The sequence below is a fragment of the Rhodohalobacter sp. 614A genome, assembly GCF_021462415.1.
In the GTDB taxonomy this organism is placed as follows: Bacteria; Bacteroidota; Rhodothermia; order Balneolales; family Balneolaceae; genus Rhodohalobacter.
Window position 1 is genome coordinate 996,022 of record NZ_JAKEDS010000001.1, and the last position, 26,542, is coordinate 1,022,563.

Genomic DNA, 26,542 nt, shown 5'->3' on the forward strand with positions numbered 1-26,542 from the left:
AACAAGATCACATTGAATAAGAAAATCTATGTACCTATACAGATTTAGTATTTTCACAGTCATTTTATCATTTGTGTGCATATCGGTTGTTTCAGCTCAACCCGCCCAAGAAATATCAGAATCCCTGCCATGGTCAGAACGAATGGCTCTGTCTGTGATGGAAAGAAATCCCGATCCACGCCTTCTCGATTTTCAGGAAGCCCCAAAATGGGAATATACTCACGGATTGATGTTAAAAGCGTTTGAACGGATTTGGCGCAAAAATGGCGAGGACAAATACCTGGATTATATCAAGAGCTACTACGACCAGATGATTTACGAGGATGGAACCATCGAACGATATGATCCCCGAAATTTCAATATTGACCGGGTAAATCCGGGCCGGGTTCTTTTTATGCTGTATGAAGAGACGGGCAAAGAAAAATACAAAACAGCACTTGAAACATTGCGTCGCCAACTCGAATGGCAACCCAGAACTACCGAAGGCGGATTTTGGCACAAACTCCGTTATCCGTGGCAAATGTGGTTGGATGGGGCGTACATGGGCTCACCGTTTTATGCAGAATATTCTCAACGTCATAACGATGCTGCCGGTTTTGACGATGTAGCAAAACAACTCATTTTAATGGATAAACATCTTCGTGATGACGAAACCGGGTTGCTTTATCACGGCTGGGATGAAAGCAGGTTACAAGTATGGTCAGATGAGGAAACCGGCCGTTCCGCAGAGTTTTGGGGACGGGCCATTGGCTGGTATGCCATGGCCATCGTAGATGTGCTGGACTACTTCCCGTCCGATCATCCAAAGAGAGATAAGCTGATTGATATTTTTGAGGAGCTGGTCATTGCCCTGGAAAAATACCAGGATAAAGAAGCTGGTGTATGGTATCAGGTTGTTGACAAAGGTGATCAGGAAGGAAATTATCTCGAATCTTCAGCGTCTACCATGTATGTGTATTCCATCGCAAAGGCCGTAAATAATGGCTATATCGATGAAAAGTACATGGATATTGCAGAAAGAGGCTGGGAAGGAATTCTGTCTGAATTTATCGAAGTAGATGAAAATGGTATCGTCGAAATTACCAATGTTTGTGCCGTTGCCGGTTTGGGGGGAGAGCCACCACGAAGCGGAAAGTATGAATACTATATCAATGAACTGGTTCGCTCCAACGATCCCAAAGCCGTCGGACCATTTATAATGGCAAGCCTGGAGATGAACAAATAACCAGGCGGACGTATCCAAAACATTTATCAACAAATAAAACATGAAGTTTAGAGATAACATCAAAAAGTATCGGTCGCTAATTTTTCCAGTTATAGCTCTGTTTTTAATAAACGGCTGTTCTGAAAGTGAGAGCCAAACAGCGGACGATCCGTGGCTAAAAGCTGAACAGATCAAAGCTCAGATTGTCGTTCCCGAATTTCCAGATACCACATTTAATATTGTTGATTTTGGTGCAGAAGAAGGCGGTGAAATCAAAAATACCGATGCATTTCGAAAGGCCATTGCAGCGGCCAGTGAGGCCGGAGGAGGGACGGTGCTTGTCCCAAACGGTACCTTTCTAACCGGCGCCATTCATCTGCAAAGCAACGTAAATTTACATTTGGAAGACGATGCAACCATTCTGTTCAGCCAGGATCCGGATGATTATTTGCCTGTGGTATTTACCCGCTGGGAAGGAATGGAATTGATGAACTACTCATCATTTATTTATGCAAATGGGAAAGAAAATATCGCCATTACGGGGAATGGAACTCTGGATGGCAACGCTTCAAACGAACATTGGTGGCCATGGAAAGGAAATGTGGAAGATGGCTGGGAAGAAGGGCAGCCGAATCAGTTTGCCGGGCGAGATTCGCTGCACGTGCTAAACGCTGAGCAAGTTCCCCCTGAGGAGCGTGTATTTGGCGATGGATTTTATCTGCGCCCAAACTTTATACAGTTTTACAACAGTAAAAATATTCTGATTTCGGGAGTGACTCTGCTACGCTCGCCGATGTGGAATGTACACCCCGTACTCAGTGAAAATATTACAGTTGATGGAATACATATCGAAACGCTGGGGCCGAATAATGACGGTGTAAACCCGGAATCCTCAAAAAATGTGTTGATCACAAACAGCTATTTTGATACGGGGGATGATTGTATCGCGATCAAATCGGGCCGGAACCAGGATGGCCGGCGTATTGCAGTTCCGTCAGAAAATATTGTGATTGAAAATTCGGTAATGAAAGAAGGCCACGGCGGTATTGTAATGGGAAGCGAAATTTCCGGAGGTGTTCGGAATGTTTTCGCACGAAATATTCAAATGGATAGCCCGAATCTGGATCGGGTGTTACGCATTAAAACCAGTTCCCGCCGGGGTGGAATCACCGAAAATATCTACTTAAAAGATATTGAAGTGGGCCAGTATAAAGAAGCCGCTATCCGCGCAAATATGTTTTATGAACCACCGGGAGATTATATGCCAACCATCAGAAATATTGTGGTTGAAAATCTTACGGTTAAGCAAGGCGGAAAGTATGGCATTTTGATTGAAGCCTATGAAGAATCGCCGGTTACAGGTCTGAAAGTGATTAACAGTTCTATTGAAGGCGTTGAAATCCCAATGGAAGTGAACCATGCCAGGGATATGGAATTTGAAAACTTTCAAATCAACGGTCAAAAAATCACTCCGTAGCGAGTGTGAAAATCAGATTTCACTAAAGCCGAATCACATAGAGACAATCATTCGCTAACAGTGGATATGGATTTGCTTTACAGCAGTAATAAGTATGATGAAATTAAAACGGAAACAGGCAGTACATATGAAATTCGGTTTTAAATTTGTAATCATAGCATTTCTTGGTTGTCTGCCAATGGTTTTAGCCGAGGTTTCCTCCGCACAAACGCCGGCATTTCCAGGTGCTGAAGGTTTTGGAAAATATACCACAGGTGGCCGCGGAGGAAAAGTAATCTATGTGACCAATCTTAATGATAGTGGTTCGGGCAGTTTGCGGGCTGCTATCGAAACCGAAGGGCCGCGAATCATTATTTTCGGAATTTCCGGCAATATTTCTCTTCAATCGCGACTGGAAATTAAACATGGAAATTTGACAATTGCAGGGCAAACAGCTCCGGGTGACGGAATTACCATCAAAGATTATCCGGTTGAAGTGAGTGCCGATAATGTGATTATTCGCTATGTCCGATTTCGGCTGGGAGATATTCATGAGCTGGAAACAGATGCTATTGAAGGTCGCGGAATCAAGAATTTTATACTCGATCATTGTTCCATCAGTTGGGCCGTAGATGAAGCCGCTTCTTTCTATACGAATGAAAATGTAACTCTGCAGTGGAATATTATTTCCGAAAGCCTGAATCAGTCGGCTCATTCAAAAGGAGCTCATGGTTACGGCGGGATCTGGGGAGCCGTGAAAGGAAGTTTTCATCACAATTTACTGGCACATCACAACAGTCGGAACCCTCGTTTTTCGGGCTCTAATTACGAAAGTGATATTCCAAACCGACAAGTTGATTTTCGAAATAATGTTATTTACAACTGGGTGGGAAATAGTGCCTATGGCGGAGAGGACGGCCAGCATAATATCGTAAAGAATTATTATAAGCCGGGTCCGGCCACCCCAAAGAAGATTGCAGGGCGAATCATAAATCCGTCACGCCCTTATGGTAAATTTTATGTGTCGGGGAATTTCGTTGAAGGCTCACCGGAAATAACCGCTGACAATTGGAATGGCGGGGTGCAGTGTGAACATCCGGATTCTGTCTATCAATCCTCTCCATTTGCATATGATTCCATTACCGAACAATCACCCAAAAAAGCATTTGAAAAAGTGCTTGAGCATGCCGGTGCCAGTTTACAAAGAGATGCTGTAGACAATCGGGTTGTAACAGAAGTTCGAACCGGTACGGCAACCTACACAGGAACCAGAAGCAAAAAACCGGGAATTATTGATTCCCAAAAAGAAGTAGGCGGATGGCCTGAGTTACGAGCAAGACCAGCGCCACAAGATACCGATCGAGATGGAATGCCAGATGAATGGGAAAACAGAAATGGACTGAACGCCCACGACGAATCCGATGCCGCAAAATTTGACCTTGATGACGAATATACAAATGTGGAATTGTATCTGAATGAATTAGTAAAGCCAATCACAGAATCGAGTTTAAACAAATGAATGACAAGAACAGTAATCACCCAATCCAAGTATTTATGCCAATGTTCAAAAATCTAAAATCCTGGTTTCTGGTGCCATTGATTTTTTTAGGAGCTGTAACCACTTCCATCGCCCAATCAGACGAGCCTTTTGTATCTGATGTTTGGACGGGAGATAATGGCGATGGTACCTATACCAATCCCATTATTCATGCCGACTACTCTGATCCTGATGTGGTGCGGGTTGGCGATGATTTTTATATGACCGCCTCCAGTTTTAATGTCGTTCCCGGTTTGCCGGTACTGCACTCAAAAGATTTGGTGAATTGGGAAATTATTAACCACGCTCTGCCACGGCAATATCCAATCGAACATTTTAAAACACCGCGGCACGGGCAGGGAGTTTGGGCGCCCAGTTTCCGTTATTATAACGGAGAGTTCTATATCTATTGGGGCGATCCGGATTTTGGAATTTATATGGTAAAAACAGACGATCCCGCAGGGGAATGGACCAAACCCACGCTGGTTAAAGAAGGAAAAGGTTTGATAGATGCTTCACCCCTCTGGGATGATGAAGGAAATGCCTATCTGGTTCATGCATTTGCACGTAGCCGGGCTGGTATCAATAGTATTTTGGTTGCCCAGGAGATGAAAGTGGACGGAACCGGTTTGATCGGCGAGCCTGTACTTGTATTCGACGGACATGACGAGCATCCGACGGTGGAAGGTCCAAAATTTTATCAGCATGGCGATTATTACTACATCCTTGCGCCGGCTGGCGGGGTAGAATTTGGCTGGCAGCTGGCCATGCGGTCTGAAAATCCACTGGGACCGTATGAAGAAAAAATCGTACTTCATCAGGGAAATACTGAAATCAACGGTCCACATCAAGGCGGTCTGGTTGATACTCCAAACGGCGAATACTGGTTTGTTCATTTTAGTGATCAGGGAGCTTACGGAAGAATTGTACATCTGAATCCGGTTCATTGGGAAGACGACTGGCCCATGATGGGAGAAGATATCAATGATGATGGGATCGGCGAACCGGTAACCACGCATCAAAAACCGGATGTTGGAGAAACATATCCGGTTCAGACACCGGCAGATTCAGATGAATTTGATTCAAATGAAATCGGCCTTCAATGGCAGTGGCAGGCCAATCCGGAAGTGTACTGGGCTTTTCCGCATGGAAATTCTGATAAGTTGAGATTGTTCTCTACCCGTGTTCCGGAAGATTTTACCAACTATTGGGATGTTCCCCACCTGTTACTCCAAAAGTTTCCGGCTCAGGAATTTACAGCAACCACAAAATTGGAATTCCATCCTTCCGATGAAGAAGTAGGAGAGGAAACCGGACTCATCATTATGGGACGCGACTATTCCTATCTCTCTGTAAAAGATATGGATGAAAAAGGATTCTATATTTCACAAACGGTTGCTCACGAAGCAGATAACAGCGGAGCAGAGGAAGAAGTAGCGGGAGAGTATGTTGACACGAATGAGCTGTGGTTTCGTGTGAAAATAACTGGCGAAAAAGGAGATGTACAATGTGCATTTAGTTATAGCACAGATGGAAAAGACTTTACCAGCATTGGCGAATCGTTCAAGGCTCGTCCCGGCGGATGGATTGGAGCAAAAGTCGGAATTTTTGCGTCCCGACCCTTTGAAAATTATGATTCGGGATTTGCCGATTTCGACTGGTTTCGAATCACCAAGTAGGCCAAACAGGTTTTTCATGATGGAGAATCTCTTTACAGGATTATCAGGGTTACGGACTTCTTTAGTGATCAGCCTGCTGCTTCCATTATGTGTAAGTCATCAACCCAAACCGGTAACTGTATATTTAGTGGGAGATTCTACCATGTCTCAAAAAGAGGTGCGGGCGTATCCCGAAACGGGTTGGGGCATGCCCTTTTCTACATTTTTTGATGAAACCGTTACGGTAGAAAATCACGCAAAAAATGGACGGAGCACGCGAACATTTTTAGAAGAAGGACGGTGGCAACCCATTGTGGACAACCTGAAAGCGGGAGATTATGTTTTCATTCAGTTTGCTCATAACGATGAAGTTCCCACAAAAGAGCAGTACACGCAGCCCGATCAGTATCAGAAAAATCTTAGAAAATATGTGTCTGAGTCGCGTGAAAAAGGTGCCATTCCTGTACTGCTGACTCCCATCGCCCGCCGCCATTTTGATGAGAACGAGCATTTGAATGATACACATGCCAAATATGCGGAATTGATGCGGGAGGTGGCCAATAAGATGGATGTTCCGCTAATCGATCTTGATCAAAAAAGTCAGGCTTTGCTAAAAAGTCTCGGTCCTGAAAAATCGGTATTTCTGTACAACCATTTGAAGCCAGGTCAACATCCGAGCTATCCTGAAGGTGTTGAAGACAATACTCATTTCAGCGAATACGGTGCCCGAAGAATGGCGGAGCTTGCATTACAGGGAATTCGCGACCTGGAGCTGGATCTCGCAGAAAGGATTGTAAATCACTCTCAGGAATAAATTTGAATTCATTTTACAGATATCACATCAAAAAAATCAGTCTATGTCGCCACAATTTCGAAAAAACCTTTCTTTATTACTTCTGACAATAATTTTTACAGGTTTCTCTATAGAGAAATCATTTAGCCAGTCGGACTATTTTCAGCCGGTACCGGATTCTTTTTATGATAATATTTCGTTTGAAATGCCCAAAGTTACCGTGCCGGAATTTCCGGATTACACAGTAAACGTGGTTGATTTTGGAGCTGTCCCTGATGGCAGTACCCTCAACACCGATGCCTTTCGAAAGGCTATTGAGCATGTTTCGGAACAGGGCGGAGGGCGCGTCGTTATTCCGCGTGGAATCTGGAAAACAGGTCCGATCATCCTGCAAAGTAATGTAAATCTCCATACCGAAAACGGAGCACTGATTCTGTTTAGCGATGATAAAGATCTGTATCCGTTGATTGAAACCAGTTTTGAAGGTTTGGATACATGGCGGGCCATTTCACCGATTTATGGAAAAGGACTGGAAAATGTAGCCATTACAGGCGAAGGTATTTTTGATGGAGCCGGAGACTCCTGGAGAGGCGTTCGAAAAGGAGATTTGAACAGGGCTCAATGGAAAAAGCGTGTTGCTTCTGGTGGTATTGTTTCCGAGGATGGTGAGCGATGGTATCCCAGTGAAAAGTATATGGAAGCCCATCAACAGTTTAATTTTAATGTTCCGACTACCGCCACCACCAAAGAAGGACTCAAACCATATAAAGAATTCCTGCGCCCGGTGATGTTGAGTATTCGCGAAAGCAAGAATATTCTTCTCGATGGCGTGACGTTTCAAAATTCTCCGGCATGGATGCTGCATCCGTTAATGAGCGAGAATATCATCATTCGGAATCTTACGGTTCGCAATCCCGAATATGCGTGGAATGGTGACGGACTTGATCTGGAATCATCCAAAAATGTGGTGATTTATAACAACAGTTTTGATGTGGGAGACGATGCTATTTGCATCAAATCGGGAAAAAATGAAGACGGCCGCCGCCGCGGAATTCCTACCGAGAATGTAATCATTCGTGAAAACACCGTGTACAAAGCTCATGGCGGATTTGTAGTTGGGAGTGAAATGTCGGGTGGAGTGCGTAATATAGCGGTATCAGACATGAATTTTATCGGATCGGATACGGGCATTCGTTTCAAAAGTACACGGGGGCGCGGCGGTATCGTTGAGAATATTGACATCCATAATATCTATATGCAGGATATTGTAACGGAGCCCATTCGATTCAATCTTTACTACGGCGGAGAAGCACCCTCACTGAATCAAAAAGCAGAAGTGGTGGACATGAAAAAATTGCAGGAAGAGATTCCTGAGGTTAATGAAGAAACGCCACAATTCAGAAATATCAACATCAAAAATATTTATTCCTATAATTCCCAAACCACGATGTGGATTCAGGGTTTGCCGGAAATGAATGTAGAAAATGTGAGTCTCGAAAACATAGAATTGACATCGCAGCGAGGCGGGATGATTATTGATTCCGATCAAATTACCATGAAGAATGTGAACATAAAAGTTCATGAAGGCCCCATTTTGCTGCTGAATAATGTACATAATCTACAATTTGAAGATGTCGATTTTGGATACCATCAGTCAGCAGAAAATCATACCGGCCTCAGAGTTACGGGACCATTTACAGAAGGCATTCAATTAAAGAATGTTCGCTTTGTGAATACAGGCGAAAATATACATATCGGCCCAAATGTGGATGAGAATGAAATTATTCAATCAAATTAAAAAGTGATGAGACGAGCTGCTCTGATTAGTTTTTGTATGATTTTGTATATGTGGAGCACCGCTTTTGCACAATATGAAAGCTATGATTTTGTAGTAGCCCAAGACGGAAGCGGAGATTTTACAACGGTGCAGAAAGCCATTATGGCTGTACCGGATTTCCGCAAAAATGAAACGACCATATTCATCAAGAAAGGCGTCTACAAAGAGAAAATCGTTCTGCCTGATTCCAAAACCAATGTCACTTTTATCGGGGAGGATGTGAAGCAAACCATTCTCACATATGACGATTATGCATCTAAAACAAATCGTTTCGGGGAAGAACTGGGCACCACTGGTTCGTCCAGTTTTTTTCTGTTCGGAGATAACTTTACAGCATACAATATCACATTTGAAAATTCGGCCGGAGATGTAGGTCAGGCCGTGGCTCTTCGGGTCAATGGCGATAAAGCCGTGTTTGTCAATTGTCGGTTTTTGGGATTTCAGGACACACTTTATACAAACGGGAGCGACAGCCGGCAGTACTATCTGGATAGCTACATAGAAGGTGCAACCGATTTTATCTTTGGCGCTTCTACGGCTGTATTCGATCATTGTGAGATTTTCTGTAAACCAGGCGGGAGCTACATCACAGCGGCTTCAACTCCCGAAGAGAATGAATTTGGATATGTGATTATGAACAGCCGCATTACAGGAAATGCGGCCGATGAATCCTATTACTTTGGCCGGCCATGGCGTTCGTATGCGGAGGTGGTCATTATGAACAGTTATCTGGAAAATATCATTAAACCGGAGGGCTGGCATAACTGGAATGAACCCGATAGAGAAGAAACCGTTCTGTATGCTGAATACAAGAATTCAGGTCCGGGATTTCAGCCAGATCAACGAGTTCCCTGGGCAAAGCAGCTGACAGATGAAGAGGCTGAAAAATATACTCTTGAAAATATTTTTGGTGGATGGAATCCGCTGGAACGTATCAAGATTGAATAATTTTCGAAAATCCGCACATTTTCTCAGAAGAATGAATCGTTAACATAAACAAGTATGATGTATAAAAGAACGGCTCTTTTTTTATTGCTATTTGGGTTGATAACAGCAAATGCTCTGGCTCAATACAAAACGGAAATGGTGGTTGCGAAAGATGGAAGTGGCGATTACAAAACCATTCAGGCGGCAATTGATGATACGAAGTCATTTCCATCCGAACGAATCACGATTTACATCAAAGATGGAATCTACAAAGAGAAAGTGAAGGTACATTCCTGGAATACCAACCTGTCGTTGATTGGCGAAAGTAAAGAGAAAACAATCATTACGTATGACGATTATTTTGATAAAATTGACCGCGGACGAAACAGCACATTTTTTACGTACACAGTACTGGTTGAAGCAAATGACTTTCATGCCGAAAATCTTACAATCGAAAATACAGCGGGAAAAGTTGGCCAGGCCGTAGCTCTTCATGTAGAGGCTGACCGCGTTTCATTTAATAATTGCCGAATTTTAGGAAATCAGGATACGGTTTTTGTCTCCGGAGATGGAGCTCGCCAATATTTTAAAGATTGCTATATCGAAGGTACCACAGATTTTATTTTTGGGGAAGCCACTGCCGTTTTTGAAAATTGTACTCTCCATTCAAAAGGCAATTCATACATCACAGCCGCTTCAACTCCGGAAAGCAGTAAACACGGACTGGTTTTTAAAAATTGTCGGTTAACCGCTGCGGAAGGTGTTACAAAAGTGTATTTGGGGCGTCCCTGGAGAAATTTTGCACGAACGGTGTTTTTAAATAGCAAGATGGGCGATCATATTATCCCCAAAGGTTGGCACAATTGGGGAAAACCGGAAGCAGAAACCACCGTTTATTATGGAGAGTATGGGAATTCAGGTTCCGGTTTTAAGGCCGAATCCCGTGTGGATTGGTCTCATATTCTCACTAAAGATCAAGCTGAAACGTATACATTGAATAAAATTTTTGGTGATTGGAAAGTAGCCGACAAGTAGTTGACAGGCAAATATATAGGTGACTTTTATCAGGAGGGAATCATCATCAAGTTTTGGTTTTGAAGACGCAGATATAGTCGAAAACCAGCCCTATAGGAAGGAATATCTAATCTTTTATCTGTCGGGCAAAAAACAAATATCCACAGAGAACATTTCTTCGTATTTTCTATATACTCTTTTGGTTTGATGCTATTCGATAAGAGGCTTATTTTCGTTGCACCACATCAATCAGAATAAATATGTCAGAAAAGGAACGCCCGAGTTTCGAAGAAGCTTTAGTGAAGTTGGAAGCAATAGTTGAAAAACTGAGCAGCCAGGAAATTACTCTTGAAAAATCTGTTGAACTCTATGAAGAAGGTCTCCGGCTTTCAAAAATTTGTTCAGAAACACTTGAAAATGCTGCACTCAAAATAGAACAGATTGATCAATCCAAGAATACAGACAAAGAGACTTAATCAACGATTATGGATGAACTTTACAAACCTGAACCGGGATCGCTGCTGAAAGATATTCACACTCCAGACGACCTTAAGCAATTAAAGCCCGAACAACTGCAGGAAGTCTGTGATGAACTCCGGCAGTTTATCATTGATATGGTTTCTGTCCACGGCGGGCACTTTGGTGCAAGCCTTGGCGTGGTTGAATTGACCGTTGCTCTCCATTATGTGTACAATACACCCGAAGATAAGATTGTTTGGGATGTTGGTCACCAGGCATACGGGCATAAAATTTTAACGGGTCGGCGTGAGGAGTTCCATACCAACCGGAGATACCAGGGGCTTTCAGGATTTCCGAAACGAACCGAAAGCGAGTATGATACTTTTGGTGTTGGCCATTCCAGTACATCCATTTCAGCCGGATTGGGAATGGCGATTGCGCGGGATTTAAATAAAGGAAAAAATAAAGTGGTTTCTGTGATTGGCGATGGAGCTATGACCGGCGGAATGGCTTTTGAAGCGCTGAATAATGCCGGTGCTCTCAAATCCGACATGCTGGTGATTTTGAATGACAACAACATGTCGATTGATCCCAATGTAGGTGCCCTCAAAGAATATCTTGCCGAGATTACCACGAGTAAGACATTCAATAAAATGCGGGATGAGATTTATGATCTGCTCGGTCATTTTAAATCGGCCGGTGACAAAATGCGCAAAGTGGCTTCAAAACTGGAACGTGCCATGACTGCAGCGATCACTCCCGGCGCACTTTTCCAGGCATTAGGTTTTAAATATTATGGCCCGATTGATGGACACAATGTAGATGGCCTTCGTCGTCACCTTGAAGATCTGAAAACGGTATCCGGTCCAAAATTGCTCCACATCGTAACGGTAAAAGGCAAGGGATTTGCACCGGCTGAACGGGAGCAAACCAAATGGCACGCTCAAAGTAGTCCATTTGACAAAATTACCGGCCAGCCACTTTCAGCCCCGAAAAAGACAAAAGAACAACCGCCAAAATACCAGGATGTTTTCGGGCAGGCTCTGGTTGAACTGGCCGAAGAGAATGAAGATATCGTGGCCATTACCCCGGCTATGCCCAGCGGTTCAAGCCTTTGGCCAATGATGAACAGATTCCCGGACCGTGCATTTGATGTAAGCATTGCCGAACAGCACGCCGTTACTTTTGCAGCCGGACTGGCGGCAGAAGGAAAGAAAGCATTTGCTGCTCTTTACTCTACGTTTTTGCAACGTGGGTATGATCAGGTGGTTCATGATGTGGCTATTCAGAAGTTGCCTGTTGTTTTTTGTATTGACCGCGCCGGTCTTGTCGGCGCCGATGGCCCCACACATCACGGATTGTATGATATTTCCTATTTGCGGGCTCTTCCAAATATGGTGGTTTCTTCGCCGATGAATGAACAGGAACTTCGCGATATGCTTTACACTGCATCAGAATACAACGAAGCAGCCTGGGCCATTCGATATCCACGGGGCAGATCAACCGGAATGGATGTGCGAAAAGAGTTTCATGATGTCGAGTTAGGAAAAGGCCGAATTATTTCTGAGGGTGAGAAAGTAGCGATTCTGAGTTTTGGCCCTATTGGAAACTATGTGCTTGAAGCCCGAACCGAACTTGAAAAAGAAGAAATCAACCCAGGGCATTTCGATATGCGATTTGCCAAGCCGCTGGACACGGAATTGATCGATCATGTTCTTGCCAATTATGAGAAGATTATTACGATTGAAGATGGAACTATTCTTGGTGGATTTGGCTCAGCCGTTGCCGAATATGTGGTTGAAAAAGGCGCCGGAATTCCGGTCAAAATCATGGGTGTTCCGGATAGAATTGTTGAGCACGGAACTCAACGGGAACTTCATGATGAAGTAGGAATTGGCCCGGACGGAATTATGGAAGAGGTGAAAAAGGCGTACGGCGTTTTGGTGGACTAAACCCCATTGAAAGGATACAAGAATTCAGATATTATATAAAACTATTCTTCCTTGTCTTTAACTCTCGACGACTTTGATTACGACCTCCCCGAAGAACTGATTGCCCAAAAACCAGCCACTCCCCGCGATCACTCCCGGCTGTTGATCTACAATCGATCCACCCAAAAAATTACGGACGATTTTTTTTACAACATCGGCAATTACCTTCCCGAAGCAACCTCTTTAGTAGTAAATAACAGCAAAGTTGAGAAATGCCGTTTATTGTTCAATGAGGGTAAAGTTGAGATTTTTGTCACCAAAGCCATTGATGGCAAAACCGTTGAAGCAATGGTTCGTCCGGGAAAAAAGTTCAAGACCGGCAAGAAAATAGCACTTACGGATCAACTCTCAGCCGAAACGAAAGAGATCACCGAAGATGGACTAAGAATTATCCGGCTTTCTCATTCTTTGGATGATCCTGCTTTCGGTCCATTCAAACACACGCCCTTCCCGCCGTACATAGAACGGGACGAATCCTTGGCCGATCGCTATCAAACCGTGTATGCCAAAGACCAGGGAAGTAAAGCGGCGCCAACGGCCGGCCTACATTTCACGCCGGAACTGTTGGAGAAACTGAAAAATCAGGGGATTGAAAAGAAAGAAGTAACCCTGCACGTGGGTTTGGGAACATTCGCTCCGGTTAAAGCCGAAAAAATTGAAGATCACATCATGCATAGTGAGTGGTTTCGGATTACAAAAAAGCAGGCAACGGAACTCAATCAAGCCAAAAGTATAACGGCAGTTGGAACAACAAGTGTCCGGGTTTTGGAATCGGCCCCGAAGGAGGAGGGAAAATTCAGAGCCTGTTCAGGAGATACAGATATTTTTATTACTCCGGGGTACAAGTTCAAATCAGTTGACCATCTCATCACCAACTTTCACTTGCCAAAAAGTACACTTCTGATGTTGGTTTCAGCCTTTACAAGCCTGGAAGAATCGAGGCAAATTTATCAGCATGCAGTTGAGGAAAAATATCGATTTTACTCTTTTGGGGATGCAATGTTGATTTTGTGAAATGGAATTCACTCCCCTTCATACTGCTGCTTGTACGCTTTTGTGATCTTTTGATTCATATGCCGCTTGTAATTCTGAAATTCATAACGGCTGACCGTAAATTCGGAATGATAATTTCCGTCGTTACAGTCCACACTTAGTTTATTGGGTTCTTCCGTCTCTGTGATAACAACCTGAATATCACCAAGTTTATATGATTCTACTTCTTTAGACATGTATAAATTCTTTTTTGATGTGGCTAAAGATACAAGAATTAAACAGTAAATTTATAGAAGTTGAATAATAGCAGTAGAAGCTCGTTATTCTAAAAGAGCATGAACTTTATTAGTATTGATCTCATGAGTGAATCATCCACAAAAAAGCTGATCAAGGAAATCGAATCGCTCCCTGTTGAAGAAAGAGCAATGGTTGCGGAATCTGTTCTGGAATCATTAAATCCAGTTGATGCAAATATTGAAAAAAGATGGATTGACATAGCCGAAGAGAGACTGAAAGAAATAAAGTCTGGTAAAGTAAAGGCAATCGAGGGGGATCGGGTTTTTGATAGAATTCAACGCCGATTTTCAAAATGAACTATAGCTTCCACTCTGAATCTTGGACGAGAGTAAGTAAAAATATTCGAAGAATTCTGTTGTCTCGGTTTCCTTTTGGTGTTTTATATCATTTTGATTCGAAAGAAGAACAAATTTTTATAGTAGCTGTAATGCACTTGCGCAGAGAACCAGATTATTGGAGAGATCGCGCGTAATTCTATCATTTCGTCAACTGCCTTTTACGCCGGCCATCGGCATTCATCAAAAAGAGATGAGGCTCACCGTGTTCGGTAGAAAGATAGGCAATCCGACTTCCGTTGGGAGACCATGAGCCATAAAACTCATGATAACTGGAATTCGTTAGCTGGGTGATTTCTTCACTCTTCATATCCATCACATAAAGATCAAAATAACCAGACCGGTTTGAAGAGAAGAGAATTTTATCTCCTTTCGGCGACCAAACCGGGGCAATATCAATGGATGGAGAATTCTTCGTTAAAAGTTTCATATTTGAGCCGTCAGCATTCATCACAAAAATATCAAACGAACCGAGTCGGTTGGAGATAAAAGCAATTTGCTTTCCATCGGGTGACCATACCGCATCAATATCATACGAGTCGGAATTGGTAAGACGGGTTTGGTCGGAACCGTCTTTATTCATGACATAAATTTCTGGGCGATAATCCCGGTCGGAAATGAACACGATTTTTTCCCCATCGGAAGAGAATCTTGGATGAACATCCGTTGCGAGATTATTCGTAATGGGCACCCGGTCTTTTCCCTGGCGGTTCATCGTATAGATTTCGTAATCGCCCTCTTCGCTCTTGAAATGAGCAACAATTATATCGCCTTTAGGCGACCATGATGGGCGGTATCCATCGCGGGCATAAGTTTCGTAAAGGCCTTTTACATTATAAATGACGGTATCGGGAGCGAAGGGCGGAATTTCGCTTGGGCGGTCGGAATAAAACGCCAGCCATTCGCCATTCGGAGCCCATTCGGGATAAATATCATTGGCCGGATGATTGGTAATTTGTTGCTGTTCCATGCTCCAGATATCAATAGTGTAAACATTATAATCGCCTGAATGAGCCGCAGAGTAAGCAATCACCATTCCGTTTGGCGCCCAGGAAGGCCCGTTATGAAGGCTTTTGGGTGTATATGTCTGAGCACAGAGGCTCAACGGTATCAAAAGTGAAAAAAGAAAGGCCATTGATACCTTCAAAAAGCGAGAAGAAATGTGAGTGTTCATAGGTTCACCCCATCAATTGAAAGAAAAGAATACCAGTACTATTGTAATAAGACGGAAGTATGGAGTCAATTATTTTGTGAAAATCGGAAAAAATTCTGCTTTTAATCAAAGCTTTTGCAGAGGTTCTGATATCAATTTGTTAGATTAAAAATCGACTCTTAACAATGAAATGTTCAGCGTATGAAGAGAATAATAACGTTCGTACTAATCCTATTTTTTCTGATTCCGGCCGCTTTTGCGCAAGAAGCGAATGAGAAAGAGACCCTGGAAAACCTACTGACTGAATTCCTGGATGGCGCCTCTTCAAATGATGCAGAAATCCACAACCGGTTTTGGGCAGAGGACTTGATTTACACAAGTTCAAATGGAGAGCGGGTTGCCAAAAAGGAGATCATGGACGGCCTCAGGAGTAGCGACGATTCAATCCATTCCGATACGCCAAAATATCATGCCGAAGAAACGCAGATTCGTTTATTTGATGACATAGCCGTTGTTGCGTTTAAACTGGTTGCCATTTCAGATTTGCCGGGAGAGCCGGAACGAATGGAATTCTACAACACCGGTACTTTTCAAAAACGCGATGGCCACTGGAAAGCTGTTGCCTGGCAGGCCACGCGAATTCCGGAAGATTGACAATGAACTCCTCTATCAAGAGGGCAGAAAAAACAAACTCAATATGCCACCAAACTCAATCGTAAGTCTCGTTCCTTCACTGACAGAACTTCTGTTTGATTTGGGGATTGGCGAGCAAGTTTCCGGCAGGACACGGTTTTGTATTCATCCCAAAGATCAGGTGGCAGAGGTTCCGGTTGTTGGCGGAACGAAAAATCCGAGGTTGGATAAAATCCGGGAGATTGAACCGGATCTCATCATCGCCAATAAAGAAGAAAACCGACGGGAAGACATTGAAGAACTAAAGCGCGATTTTGATGTGTATGTCTCTGAAGTGTCGAACATAAACGAAGCGCTGTTCACCATTCATGATATTGGTTGGAAATGCGGTGTGGAAGAGAAATCCAAAAAACTGATTCACACAATTCAGGAGAGAATGGAAGGAGTTCCCGATGAAAAACCGATGACCGCCGCATATATGATCTGGCGCGATCCCTGGATGAGTGTAGGTGGAGATACTTACATTCACTCTGTTATGGATCATTGGAATCTCAGGAATGTTTATGCGGATAAGACCCGCTATCCAAATATTTCGCTGGAAGAAATTTCCTACAAAAAACCGGACGTCATTTTGTTGAGCAGTGAACCTTATCCCTTTAAAGAAAAACACATCAAAGAAGTGAGTGATGTTTGCAAAGGAACAAGTATAATTCTTGTGAATGGCGAATGGTTTAGCTGGTATGGTTCCGGAATGGTAAAGGCTTTTGAGCAGTTAAACGTGTTGCGCCGGGCAATTGCATAGAGAATTTCTATGGTCTTAAAACAATATCCACAAGTTCGCCGGGCATGAGTTGAACATCAATCGAATCGGCCATGGCGATTTTTATGGGCAAACCGCTCTCAAAAATGGCGCCGGGTCTCTGGATGTTCCGCTGCAAAAGACGAATGTGTCCACCGACTTCCTCGATTGTGGATTCAAAGAATGTTCGGTCTGCTTTTCGGGTTCGCACCTGAACGTTCATACCGACTTCAGGAGTTTGCGCAAATGGCTGCCGGACGTATCCAACGATATGCTTTGGTACACGTGATTCAACTACCAAGATAGAATCGCCGCGTGAAACAAACTCTCCAGTACGGTTTTGAACAGAACTGATTACGCCGCTGATGGGTGCATAAAATGGCGTGGGACCAAACTCTGCAAGAATGGCCTCCATCTGTTGTTCCTGAACTTTGATGGCTGCCAAAACAGGATTTCTATCTCTTCGGTCTGCATAGGAAGTATACTCTTCAATTTCAACGATGCGGTCGGAATAATAATCCAGCATATTTTGGTACTCATCAACCTGAACCTCAAACAATTGGAGTTTGGTTTCGACCGAATCAAAGCGTTGCCTGGAAATCAGGTCGCGATTCCACAAGTCTTCAAATCGTTCATATTCCGCTTCGGCCTGTTGCCTTAGAAGCTGTGCCTGGGCCAACGAAATTCGTGTTTCCATCTGGTTGATTTTCAACTCCTCAAGATTCAGCCGTACTCGTTGTTCTTCCAGCACAGGTTCACGGGTTTGTTTGATTCGATCGATTTCAGACTGAATCAAATTCAACTGTGCCCGGAGAAAAACACTGTCCCGGGGAAATACCTGCCCAAGGAGCTGACCCTGCTGAACCTCATTAAACTCATCGTAATAAAAATTGATCAGCGTTCCATCGACCGGGCTGGAAATGGCGGCGCGATCCCCAACCACTTGCCCGATGAGTGTGGGGTGGCTTGTGGTATCCCGCCAAAGATAAATGACGGCTACTCCCACGCACAGAAAAACAATAATTGGTAGTACCCGAACACGGAACTCACGAAGGCGCTGTTTTCTCGGAATTGGAATCGGTTCAAACGTGTTTTCTGCCATTGCTTTATACCTCCGATTCGTCTTCGGCACGCATGCTGCTTACATCCGAAACGCCGTCAATTTGTTTGATTTCAGACAGAAGCAAATCTACTCTGTCAGGATCGCGAAGCAACAGGCGGTAGGAGAGATGTGTTCTGTCCATTTCTTCATCTGACCGCTGGGATGCTAATCGTGTTTTTAACGAATGGCGTTTCAAGAATTGCTGAAGATAATTAAGGCGGGAAAGCGGCTCTGACCACTGGAGATTCAGAATTAAATCGTATCTCTGTCGCGAGCCAAAATTCGTAAACCAGATGAAAATCAACGCCAGGGATGCAACCGCCGTGCCCACAATAGCTGTCGAAAATTTTTGAGTGCCGCAGGCCATACCAATCACGATTAATGAAAGGATATAAGCCGTATCAAGCGTATCGCGTAAAATATTTCTGAAACGAACGATCGCAAAAACAGCGAGAAGACTAAAGGCTGTAATCAGATTGTTGTCCAGAACCATCATGACAAGTGCTACTGTAATGGGAATGATGATAAGCGAGCTCACAAAATTCCGTGAATAAGAAAGTCCGGTATGGGTGTACATGTAAATCCAGGCGAGGATCTGCCCGCACATAAACGAGAGCAGTAATCCTAAAAGCAGGGTTGGCAAATCCGTGGGGATGGGTGCCGTATCACCAAATTGAAACCATTCACTCATGATAAACAGGTGTAAAATTTATGCCGTTTTCGATGTTATTGAACCGCAGACGCTCAATACTGTCTACATATTTTGAGGCCGATTCATGACGCAGATGAAACCTCTGCGTTAGCTCGCGAAGCCAGTCAGGAAATCGGTTTGTAAACTTAAGTTCCAGGATCACCATATTTCCGAATACGGAAAATTCGTTATCTAAATATGCAGGAATTCTGTTTTGGTGAACCCGGCAGGCACGGATATTTCGATCCATCGTTAAGCGTACATCATTTGTATCTTCTGATTCGTATGCTTCCCGAAAGTAGCTTATCAGCATTTTGGGAGTCGCCCGCAGTTCTCCGGACAACATGCAAAAGTGCTCAAGTGCATCCATTTGAGTCGAGGATTTTACAACCAGGTGACTTTTCGTCGGAACGTGGCCATTCAACAAATCCTGAACGGCAGTTCTGTAAACCTGTGCGCGTTTTTTGCGGATGACTCGATTATTTCGCTGTTTGATCTCAAAGAAAACCGGAGATTCATCACTGTTGTAATATCTGAGGCGAAGTTTGAAACGGTTGCGGTCGCCATTTACTGTTCTGTGATAGGTGTTCAATCCGGGGGAGTCGAGATACAAACTGTAAATTGCATACGACCGGTTTGGCTGACTGGCCCCATATGGATCACATTCAAGGTAATTTTCCACAAAGAAACGAATTTCCTGTGCCTTCACCTCGTTGATGCGGTACTTTAATTCAAAGCGTTGTCTTTGAAATGTTTGGTCCATAACGGTTTTCTAACTGAATACCGGTAGAATGTGGCGGAAATGCCAAGCCACTAAAATCTCGTACGAACTATCGATACTCTCTTCAACAAAAAGATACTTCTATGAAGAATACTGATTTGAAATGAGTTTATAAAGCCCTCTTCGAAGTGAACTTTTCATTTCACCACACTCATTTTTTTTACATCAGAAAAATCATCCGTAACCAGCCTGTACAAATAAATTCCACTGGCCAGCGAACCAAGATCTATATCAATGTAATGGTAACCCGCTTCGGCCGGGCGGTCTTCCAGTTTGGCTATATGACGGCCATCAATGGAGAAAAGATCAATTTGAACGTGCTGATTCTGCGGCAAATCATACCTGATTCTCGTTTCCGGATAAAATGGATTCGGGTAGTTTTGATACAGATAAAACTTCTCCGGCACAGGGTCTGGCTCGGGTTCGGGATCTGGTTCTTCAGTAAATAGTTGAGAGGTAACCCGGATCTCTGAGATATTCAGCATCGATCGCTGACCGCTCTCTTCATCCACACGCTGGCCGATATAATAGTATCTCCAGAGGAGTTCTACCCGGGGTTGTTTTTCGGCATCAGGAGGAAGAAATACGGGATTGACGGCTTCAGAATGGCCCGCTACTTCGTTGCGTGAATATTCAACGGGATCTCCGGCATCATCCAGAACATCCCGAAAGGCTTCATCCGGATCCGTTCGGTACTGAAGACGTAGATTGTAAATTCTTGAATTGGGTTCCATCGTTCCGGCGGACCACTCAACATTCACCGAATCCTGGCCTTCGGTATTCAGAACCAAAATAGCGCCGCCAAGCCGTGTACCGGGATATCCCGGGTTTCCATCTTCATTACCTGTGTTGATGAACGAAAATCCATCTTCGCCGAATCCATTGATGCGGGTTCGCGAATCAAGATCGTATTCACCAAAAGTAAATCCGTCAACGGAAGCTCCTAAACCGGGATCGGCTTCATCCATATAAACAAATGCCATCGAATTCGGATAAGTACCGGCTGGTTCCTGATCACTCCATTCAGAAAACCGGTATTCCCCATCAGCAAGAATATGCGGGGTGATTTCGGTAAAATCTCTTTCCGAAAAAACGGCAGTGGCTGTATCAACCGTGTCGGGCAGAACTTCAATGTTGGGAGTATAAACTTTTGTATGGTTTACCTGCCAATATTTAAAAACCAATTCCTGGCCTGTTTCTACATTTAAAAGAACAGGTACGCCTGAAAAATAGGTGCCTGTCCAGGGAAAAGGATCGGGTAAAATTCCAGGAGTATCCGGTGAAATGTGCAGGGAGTTGACGTGAACATCCGTTTGGTATGGGTGACTGGAATCAACCGTAATCGTACTTGTTGAGTCAATCCCAAAATGATTCATGATATGTTCGCGCAAATATTCTGGACGCTGTTGGATAAACGTGTACAGCTCATCCAGATTCTTTGTCCACGCATTGTAACCCTTCGGATAAATCCACCGTTCCATGTGATTTTCCATCTCCGGCTCAATCAATGTTTTTATACTATCTACGATAGCTGTCATCCTTTCGGCTTGAAAAGATGTATTGAGATGATCGGCAATCCGGTTAATGAAATTGTCTTTGAAGTTTGGATTTTGGGCCAGTCTTCTGAAAATCATGCCCGGCCATGTTTGATTGTTCTCGGGATTCTTTTCTGCCAGTATCCATTCAATCATATCGAACGATGCTTTGGGAATAGCTCCGTCAGTTCCCACATCATAAGCAAACGACTGATCGAGATCGTAAAACATCCACCGCCAGCGACCGTCATGTCCGGGTGGGGCGTCTTCTTTAAACGGAACTCTCAATCTCCAGAACTCCATATTATTTTGGGGCCAATCCACATTCGCGAAATAAACCTCTGCCGTGTAATAATCCATGAAGTTATCAAGGTCTATTTTTCTTCGAACATGCCCCATGTTTTGAGAGAGCGACAGGTCTTTATTTTCGACAAAATGCAGAAGTGCTGCATACTCCTGATTGCTGCCCTCTTCTTCGGTCCACCTTCCGGAAAGGTAGTCGATATTATCGGGATCGATACCGTACACTCGCTCCAGGTAGTGGGCGTCAAACCGTTCGCGAATGTTATGAATGCCCCAGTATTCCCCGTTAATGTACACAGCAGCCGGCCGGTAAGCTTGTGTATCCATATTGAAATGCTTTACTGTAAGATGAGCTGCAGCATCCCGGATCATTGTAATTCCAAAATCATTACCGGAGTTTCGGAGAATCAGGCGGTCGTACGTTTCATAATCCTGGTCAGGAAAAACAGGATAGTTGATTCGGCTCTCTCCGTATTCGCTTCTTGCGTACACGCGAAGGCTTTTTTGCGGTAACCGTCGCGTCCAGCCTCCATGAATTCGCAGACCTACATTTTGGGAAAATCCACGATGGCCATCTGGCTCAAAAAATTCCATGGAAGCTTCGCGCTCCCAGGCATCGCCGTGCATGTAGTAATTGCCGGTATCGTCTCGTCCGTCTGCATAGCGATTGCCGGGAACGTAAATCCCGGTTTCATCGCTAAACAGGTTCCGGTTATCAGTTGCCAGAGAAATCACCGGGAGATTGTGTGTGGCCGATCCATCATCAAAAACAAAATAAGTGGATCCTGAAAAAACAGGAAGATATCCATCTTTTACGGCTTTGATTCGCAATACAGTTCCCTTCAGGATATTCCCTGCGGGGTCCTGTGACTGAAGCCATCCGCTGACATGATTGGTTCGAATGGTTGAAATATTATTGGCCTCATTACTGCGGTTTATAATAGAAATGGGGCCGGAATATATGGCGGAGTTTTCATCAGGAGTGGAGCCGTCCAGCGTGTAATAAATCGTTACATTTTCCTGGGGATGTGAAATTTCCAATTCAAACGGCGATGTATAAAATCCCGGTGTATGAGACAATTGTGGCGGTTCAAGTTGGCCACCGGTACTTTCTGTATCGTTTGAGATGCCTGGAGTGGGCATGTCAAAAAAGACCCAGTCGCCGGTTCCGTCTGGCTGACGGCCAATGGAAACATCAGATGGGATTTCTGTAGGGCTGAGCTGATCAACTTGTGTTCCGTCCGGATGCGTGAGAATGACCGTTTCACCGGAAGCAGAAATTGCAAAATTGGTATGAAGTTCTCCCCCAGCAGTATTTCTCTCTTTGTTGGACGCCCAGATCAGCATAAAATTTTTGGGTTGAATAATTGTGTCAGGGAATGTCCATTTAAAAGGCTCATCCTCGTCATCCGAAAGTCCAAATCCGGCCAGTTGAATGGTATCACTGCCTGCATTATAAATTTCAACCCAATCCTGGAAATCTCCGTCTTCATCAGAAATGATGGAATCGTTTGAAGACATAACCTCATTTAAATAAAGGTCCTGTCCAAAAACCGCTGTCGGGGAGTACACAAAAAGAAATGCAAATAAGAGAAATCTCAGACCAGCGAGGGTCAATAGGTTCATGAACTTCATAGGGAGCACAAGCGGAGCAAAGAGTTAGGAGGAAAGTTTCATTGTTTAAAAATTGAATCATTCATAAAGAGCGGTTTCACTTCACCACACTCATTTTTTTTATGTCTGAAAAATCATCTGTCACCAACCGGTATAAATAGATTCCACTGGCCAGAGAGGTTACATCCACATCAATGTGGTGGCGTCCGGGTCCGGCCTGGCGGTCTTCCAGTTTGGTGATATGACGGCCGTCAATTGAAAAAAGATCGATACGAACGTGCAGATTTCGCGGCACATCATACCGGATTCTTGTATTCGGATAAAACGGGTTCGGATAGTTTTGATATAATCGCACTTTCTGCGGCGGACCAGGATCTCCACCAAGCAATGGTTCGGAAGTCACGCTAATTTCTGAAATGTTAAGCATGGATCGTTGTCCGCTCACTTCATCATCCTGCTGGCCTGTGAAATAATATCTCCAAAGGAGTTCCACTCCGGGCTGGTCTTCGGCATCGCTGGGAAGTATAACGGGGCCGATGGTTTGTGTGTGTCCTTCCATTTCGTTTCGTTCATATTCAACGGGATCGCCATTTTCATCAAGAACATCCCTGAAGGGTTCGTCGGAATCCGTTCGGTACTGAAGCCGGAGATTGTAAATCCGTGAATTGGGTTCTATAGTCCCGCCGGTCCACTCAACCCGAACAGATCCCTGGTTTTCGGTATTCAAAAAAAGAATGGCTCCGCCCAGCCGGTTGCCCGGATAGCCGCGATTGCCGTCTTCATTTCCCGTATTGATAAACGAAAAACCGTCTTCTCCAAGACCATTGATTCGTGTTCTGGAAGTCAAATTATAAACTCCCTGTGTAATTCCTCCAACCGAAGAGTCCAAATCCGGATCAATTTCATCCATATAAACAAAGGCCATGGAAGCGGGATACGTACTCTCTGGCGATTTTGGATTCCATTCTGAGAACCGGTAGTTGCCTTCGGACAGTTGGTGTGCTTCAAAATCGGAAAGAGCAAGAGCTTTAAAGACCGCCGTGATGTTTTCAGTTGTATCCGGTAAAACGGTTAGTTCATATGAGTAGACCTCTCGGCCGTCAACATTCCAGTGAGACAGATAGTAGTCTGTTTCCGGCCGGGTTTTTAATGTAATGGGCACACCTGAAAAATAGATCCCATTCCACGGATAAGGATTTTCATCAACGCCGGGTGTTTCGGGGGAAATCAAGAGAGAGTTTACAACAACATTTCCATGATCGGGATCACTCACATCCACAGAAACGGGTGCGGTGGATTCAAGCTCAAAACGATTCAAGATATGTTGACGCAACTGATCGGGACGTTCGTCGGCAAAGGTTCGCATAACATTCACAAACCCATTCCATTGATTCATTCTCTCCGGCCGGCTCCAACGCTGAATATATTGTGGCATTTCCGGCTCAATTTGTGCCTGAAGGCGATTGATAATTCCAATCACGCGGTCTGTTCTGAATGAAGTATTCAGGTGGTCGGCCATCCGGTTGATGAAATCATATTTGAAGTTTTCGTTTTGCAGGAGATTCCAGATAATAAGATTTGGCCATTCTACATCATCGAACAAATAGCGCCGCGTTACCCGATTCAACATATTGTAATCTGCACTTTCCCCAAATCCCAGGCCCACATCCATATCAAACATCATCCATCGCCAGCGGCCGTCGTGCCCCACCGGCGCATGTTCATCATAAGGCACATGAAGCCGCCAAAAATCTACATTGCCGAAAGGCCAATCGGTATTATTGAGATAAATTTCAGCCGTGTAATAATCCAGGAAATTATCGATATCCATGAGAGTTTTAACCGAATCCATATTGGCTTCATCAGAGAGATCTTTGGAATCAATAAAGTTTACCATGCCTTGATACGGCCAGTTGTTCCCATACTGAATTTCCCAGCGACCGGTCAGGTAATCAATCCTGTCGCCGTCTACGCCGTACACCCGTTCGAGGTAATTGTCATCGAATCTTTCGCGGATGTTGTGAATGCCCCAGTACTCTCCGTTGATGTACACCACAGACGGCCGGTGTGCCTGAGTATCCATATTAAAATGGCTGACAATGGTATGCGCAGCTGCATCGCGAAACATCGTAAAGCCTTGTTCATTTCCGGAGTTTCTCAGTAGCAGGCGTTCGTATTCATTGTACTCAAGGTCAGGAAATATTTGGTAGTTAATGCTGCCTTCCCCATACTCTCCGCGAGCGTACAGGCGAAGGGTTTTGTGCGCAAAACGACGGGTAAAACCGCCGTGGATTCTGACACCAATATTCTGTGAGACCCGGAGTTCTCCGTTATCATCAAAGAATTCGAAAGAGGATATCCGTTCCCAGTTGTCGCCGGTTTTGTAATAATTGCCGGTGTCATCGTCCCCTTCTTCATAATGCGTGCCGGGAACGTAAATTCCCTGTTCATGGCCAAACAGGTTCAGGCTGTCGGTAGCAATGGAGATGACCGGCAGTTCATGTTTACCCTTTCCCTCGGGGAAAACGAAAAATGTATGGGTTGATTCTACCGGGCGGAACCCATCTTTTACTGCCAGTATTCGAATAACCGTACTTTTTGGGATGAGTCCGGCCGGTTCTCTGAATCCGTGCCATCCGCCCATAAATGTTGTAGGAATTGTGGAGTAAGAATTCGGCTGGCTGCTTCTGTCGGAAATAGAAATTGGCCCAGAATAAACGGAAGATTCTTCAGTTGGAGTAGATCCGTTCAGTGTATAATGAAACGTGACATCCTCTTCGTCATGAGAAAGTTCGAGGTTGAAGGCAGAATTATAAAACCCGGGCTCATGCGAAAGAACAGGTTGATCGAGCTGCTCAACAAGGGATTCGGTGTCGTTCGCTGCTCCGGGAGTCGGTTCATCAAAAAGAAACCAGGCTCCGGTGCCATCGGGCTGGCGGCCGAGAGAGATGTCATTTCCAAGTTCCCGTTCGGGAGATTGATCCAAAAGGTCGCCGTTGGAGTGTGTAAGAAAAACTTCCTCGCCTCCCGCAGACACGCCATAATTTGTATGAAGCTCGCCGCCGGGAACGGATCGGTCTTTATCCGATGCCCAAACTAATATAAAATCACCGGGCTGGATGGTGATGTCGGGGAAAGTCCATTTGAATGGTTCGTCTGCATCATCCGAAAGTCCAAATCCGGAGAGATTGACCGGTGCATCGCCGGAGTTGAAAATTTCGATCCAGTCTTCGTAGTCGCCGTCCTCATCAGCCAGGGTGGCGTCGTTGGACGACATGATTTCGTTCAGCTTCAAATTCTGCGCAAAAACATGACTACCAAACACTACCGCGAATAAAAGAAACAAGCAAAAAATAGTAACAAATTTATTCAAAACGCCTCTCAATTAGCTCCCGAAGTACAAATGGTTATAGAAAGATGACAAAAAAAA

The 26,542-nt window shown here is 44.3% G+C and carries 21 protein-coding genes; 14 read left to right on the forward strand and 7 right to left on the reverse strand.

The window, feature by feature from the left end; translation table 11 throughout:
- Positions 1-73: 73 nt before the first annotated feature.
- The 11 genes from L0B18_RS03895 (at position 74) to queA (ending at position 13,890) form a co-directional block, all read left to right on the forward strand.
- Positions 74-1,225 carry a glycoside hydrolase family 88/105 protein gene (locus L0B18_RS03895; protein ID WP_234568039.1) on the forward strand — a complete coding sequence of 384 codons (1,152 nt, stop codon included), beginning with the start codon at positions 74-76 and terminating at the stop codon, positions 1,223-1,225.
- 40 nt (positions 1,226-1,265) lie between these two features.
- Positions 1,266-2,681 (forward strand): glycoside hydrolase family 28 protein, encoded by a 1,416-nt coding sequence (locus tag L0B18_RS03900; RefSeq protein WP_234568041.1) that lies wholly within the window; start codon positions 1,266-1,268, stop codon positions 2,679-2,681.
- A 94-nt stretch (positions 2,682-2,775) separates the two neighbouring features.
- The gene (locus L0B18_RS03905) at positions 2,776-4,179 is read left to right on the forward strand and encodes a pectate lyase family protein (protein WP_234568043.1); all 1,404 of its coding nucleotides are present in this window, start codon (positions 2,776-2,778) and stop codon (positions 4,177-4,179) included.
- A gap of 35 nt (positions 4,180-4,214) precedes the next feature.
- Positions 4,215-5,876: a glycoside hydrolase family 43 protein gene (locus L0B18_RS03910; protein WP_234568044.1), complete on the forward strand. Its 1,662-nt coding sequence runs from the start codon at positions 4,215-4,217 to the stop codon at positions 5,874-5,876.
- A gap of 19 nt (positions 5,877-5,895) precedes the next feature.
- A complete protein-coding gene (locus L0B18_RS03915; RefSeq protein ID WP_370647524.1) occupies positions 5,896-6,669 on the forward strand; it encodes a rhamnogalacturonan acetylesterase in 774 nt (257 codons plus the stop codon).
- Between the two features lie 43 nt (positions 6,670-6,712).
- Positions 6,713-8,446, forward strand: a complete 1,734-nt coding sequence (locus tag L0B18_RS03920; RefSeq protein WP_234568048.1) for a glycoside hydrolase family 28 protein — start codon at positions 6,713-6,715, stop codon at positions 8,444-8,446.
- Positions 8,447-8,452: 6 nt separating this feature from the next.
- On the forward strand, positions 8,453-9,433 hold the full coding sequence (locus L0B18_RS03925) for a pectinesterase family protein (RefSeq protein ID WP_234568050.1): 981 nt from the start codon (positions 8,453-8,455) through the stop codon (positions 9,431-9,433).
- A 54-nt stretch (positions 9,434-9,487) separates the two neighbouring features.
- Positions 9,488-10,447 carry a pectinesterase family protein gene (locus L0B18_RS03930; protein WP_234568052.1) on the forward strand — a complete coding sequence of 320 codons (960 nt, stop codon included), beginning with the start codon at positions 9,488-9,490 and terminating at the stop codon, positions 10,445-10,447.
- 239 nt (positions 10,448-10,686) lie between these two features.
- Positions 10,687-10,902: an exodeoxyribonuclease VII small subunit gene (gene xseB, locus L0B18_RS03935; RefSeq protein WP_234568054.1), complete on the forward strand. Its 216-nt coding sequence runs from the start codon at positions 10,687-10,689 to the stop codon at positions 10,900-10,902.
- Positions 10,903-10,911: 9 nt separating this feature from the next.
- Complete coding sequence (dxs, locus tag L0B18_RS03940) at positions 10,912-12,837, forward strand: 1-deoxy-D-xylulose-5-phosphate synthase (RefSeq protein ID WP_234568055.1); 1,926 nt, start codon at positions 10,912-10,914, stop codon at positions 12,835-12,837.
- A 51-nt stretch (positions 12,838-12,888) separates the two neighbouring features.
- Positions 12,889-13,890 carry a tRNA preQ1(34) S-adenosylmethionine ribosyltransferase-isomerase QueA gene (gene queA / locus L0B18_RS03945; RefSeq protein ID WP_234568057.1) on the forward strand — a complete coding sequence of 334 codons (1,002 nt, stop codon included), beginning with the start codon at positions 12,889-12,891 and terminating at the stop codon, positions 13,888-13,890.
- 8 nt (positions 13,891-13,898) lie between these two features.
- On the opposite strand, the gene L0B18_RS03950 is transcribed toward queA, so the two are convergent.
- Entirely contained in the window at positions 13,899-14,105 is a 207-nt protein-coding gene (locus tag L0B18_RS03950) for a hypothetical protein (RefSeq protein ID WP_234568058.1), read from the reverse strand.
- Between the two features lie 99 nt (positions 14,106-14,204).
- Between L0B18_RS03950 and L0B18_RS03955 the strand changes: the two genes are divergently transcribed.
- Positions 14,205-14,462: an addiction module protein gene (locus L0B18_RS03955; protein WP_234568060.1), complete on the forward strand. Its 258-nt coding sequence runs from the start codon at positions 14,205-14,207 to the stop codon at positions 14,460-14,462.
- Between the two features lie 181 nt (positions 14,463-14,643).
- Here L0B18_RS03955 and L0B18_RS03960 read toward each other — a convergent pair whose 3' ends face one another.
- The gene (locus L0B18_RS03960) at positions 14,644-15,675 is read right to left on the reverse strand and encodes a TolB family protein (protein WP_234568062.1); all 1,032 of its coding nucleotides are present in this window, start codon (positions 15,673-15,675) and stop codon (positions 14,644-14,646) included.
- A 180-nt stretch (positions 15,676-15,855) separates the two neighbouring features.
- Between L0B18_RS03960 and L0B18_RS03965 the strand changes: the two genes are divergently transcribed.
- Both L0B18_RS03965 and L0B18_RS03970 read left to right on the forward strand, forming a co-directional pair.
- Entirely contained in the window at positions 15,856-16,308 is a 453-nt protein-coding gene (locus L0B18_RS03965) for a nuclear transport factor 2 family protein (RefSeq protein ID WP_234568064.1), read from the forward strand.
- A gap of 43 nt (positions 16,309-16,351) precedes the next feature.
- Positions 16,352-17,089: a helical backbone metal receptor gene (locus tag L0B18_RS03970; protein ID WP_234568066.1), complete on the forward strand. Its 738-nt coding sequence runs from the start codon at positions 16,352-16,354 to the stop codon at positions 17,087-17,089.
- Positions 17,090-17,096: 7 nt separating this feature from the next.
- On the opposite strand, the gene L0B18_RS03975 is transcribed toward L0B18_RS03970, so the two are convergent.
- The 5 genes from L0B18_RS03975 to L0B18_RS03995 all read right to left on the reverse strand — a co-directional run bounded on the left by L0B18_RS03975 (position 17,097) and on the right by L0B18_RS03995 (position 26,437).
- Positions 17,097-18,188: an HlyD family secretion protein gene (locus tag L0B18_RS03975; RefSeq protein WP_234568067.1), complete on the reverse strand. Its 1,092-nt coding sequence runs from the start codon at positions 18,186-18,188 to the stop codon at positions 17,097-17,099.
- A 4-nt stretch (positions 18,189-18,192) separates the two neighbouring features.
- Positions 18,193-18,879 (reverse strand): DUF4956 domain-containing protein, encoded by a 687-nt coding sequence (locus tag L0B18_RS03980; protein ID WP_234568069.1) that lies wholly within the window; start codon positions 18,877-18,879, stop codon positions 18,193-18,195.
- Positions 18,872-19,642: a polyphosphate polymerase domain-containing protein gene (locus tag L0B18_RS03985; protein ID WP_234568071.1), complete on the reverse strand. Its 771-nt coding sequence runs from the start codon at positions 19,640-19,642 to the stop codon at positions 18,872-18,874. Before L0B18_RS03985 ends, L0B18_RS03980 begins: the two co-directional genes overlap by 8 nt.
- 155 nt (positions 19,643-19,797) lie before the next feature.
- Positions 19,798-23,133 carry a CotH kinase family protein gene (locus L0B18_RS03990; RefSeq protein WP_370647495.1) on the reverse strand — a complete coding sequence of 1,112 codons (3,336 nt, stop codon included), beginning with the start codon at positions 23,131-23,133 and terminating at the stop codon, positions 19,798-19,800.
- A 76-nt stretch (positions 23,134-23,209) separates the two neighbouring features.
- A complete protein-coding gene (locus L0B18_RS03995; RefSeq protein WP_370647526.1) occupies positions 23,210-26,437 on the reverse strand; it encodes a CotH kinase family protein in 3,228 nt (1,075 codons plus the stop codon).
- Positions 26,438-26,542 lie beyond the last annotated feature (105 nt).

Coding starts and splice junctions, on each gene's coding strand:
- L0B18_RS03980 (WP_234568069.1), bottom strand. CDS start 18,879: ATGAGTGAATGGTTTCAATTTGGTGATACGGCACCCATCCCCACGGAT.
- L0B18_RS03900 (WP_234568041.1), top strand. CDS start 1,266: ATGAAGTTTAGAGATAACATCAAAAAGTATCGGTCGCTAATTTTTCCA.
- L0B18_RS03985 (WP_234568071.1), bottom strand. CDS start 19,642: ATGGACCAAACATTTCAAAGACAACGCTTTGAATTAAAGTACCGCATC.
- L0B18_RS03975 (WP_234568067.1), bottom strand. CDS start 18,188: ATGGCAGAAAACACGTTTGAACCGATTCCAATTCCGAGAAAACAGCGC.
- L0B18_RS03965 (WP_234568064.1), top strand. CDS start 15,856: ATGAAGAGAATAATAACGTTCGTACTAATCCTATTTTTTCTGATTCCG.
- L0B18_RS03915 (WP_370647524.1), top strand. CDS start 5,896: ATGGAGAATCTCTTTACAGGATTATCAGGGTTACGGACTTCTTTAGTG.
- dxs (WP_234568055.1), top strand. CDS start 10,912: ATGGATGAACTTTACAAACCTGAACCGGGATCGCTGCTGAAAGATATT.
- L0B18_RS03925 (WP_234568050.1), top strand. CDS start 8,453: ATGAGACGAGCTGCTCTGATTAGTTTTTGTATGATTTTGTATATGTGG.
- L0B18_RS03920 (WP_234568048.1), top strand. CDS start 6,713: ATGTCGCCACAATTTCGAAAAAACCTTTCTTTATTACTTCTGACAATA.
- L0B18_RS03910 (WP_234568044.1), top strand. CDS start 4,215: ATGCCAATGTTCAAAAATCTAAAATCCTGGTTTCTGGTGCCATTGATT.
- L0B18_RS03960 (WP_234568062.1), bottom strand. CDS start 15,675: ATGAACACTCACATTTCTTCTCGCTTTTTGAAGGTATCAATGGCCTTT.
- L0B18_RS03955 (WP_234568060.1), top strand. CDS start 14,205: ATGAACTTTATTAGTATTGATCTCATGAGTGAATCATCCACAAAAAAG.
- L0B18_RS03970 (WP_234568066.1), top strand. CDS start 16,352: ATGCCACCAAACTCAATCGTAAGTCTCGTTCCTTCACTGACAGAACTT.
- L0B18_RS03950 (WP_234568058.1), bottom strand. CDS start 14,105: ATGTCTAAAGAAGTAGAATCATATAAACTTGGTGATATTCAGGTTGTT.
- xseB (WP_234568054.1), top strand. CDS start 10,687: ATGTCAGAAAAGGAACGCCCGAGTTTCGAAGAAGCTTTAGTGAAGTTG.
- L0B18_RS03905 (WP_234568043.1), top strand. CDS start 2,776: ATGATGAAATTAAAACGGAAACAGGCAGTACATATGAAATTCGGTTTT.
- L0B18_RS03930 (WP_234568052.1), top strand. CDS start 9,488: ATGATGTATAAAAGAACGGCTCTTTTTTTATTGCTATTTGGGTTGATA.
- L0B18_RS03990 (WP_370647495.1), bottom strand. CDS start 23,133: ATGAAGTTCATGAACCTATTGACCCTCGCTGGTCTGAGATTTCTCTTA.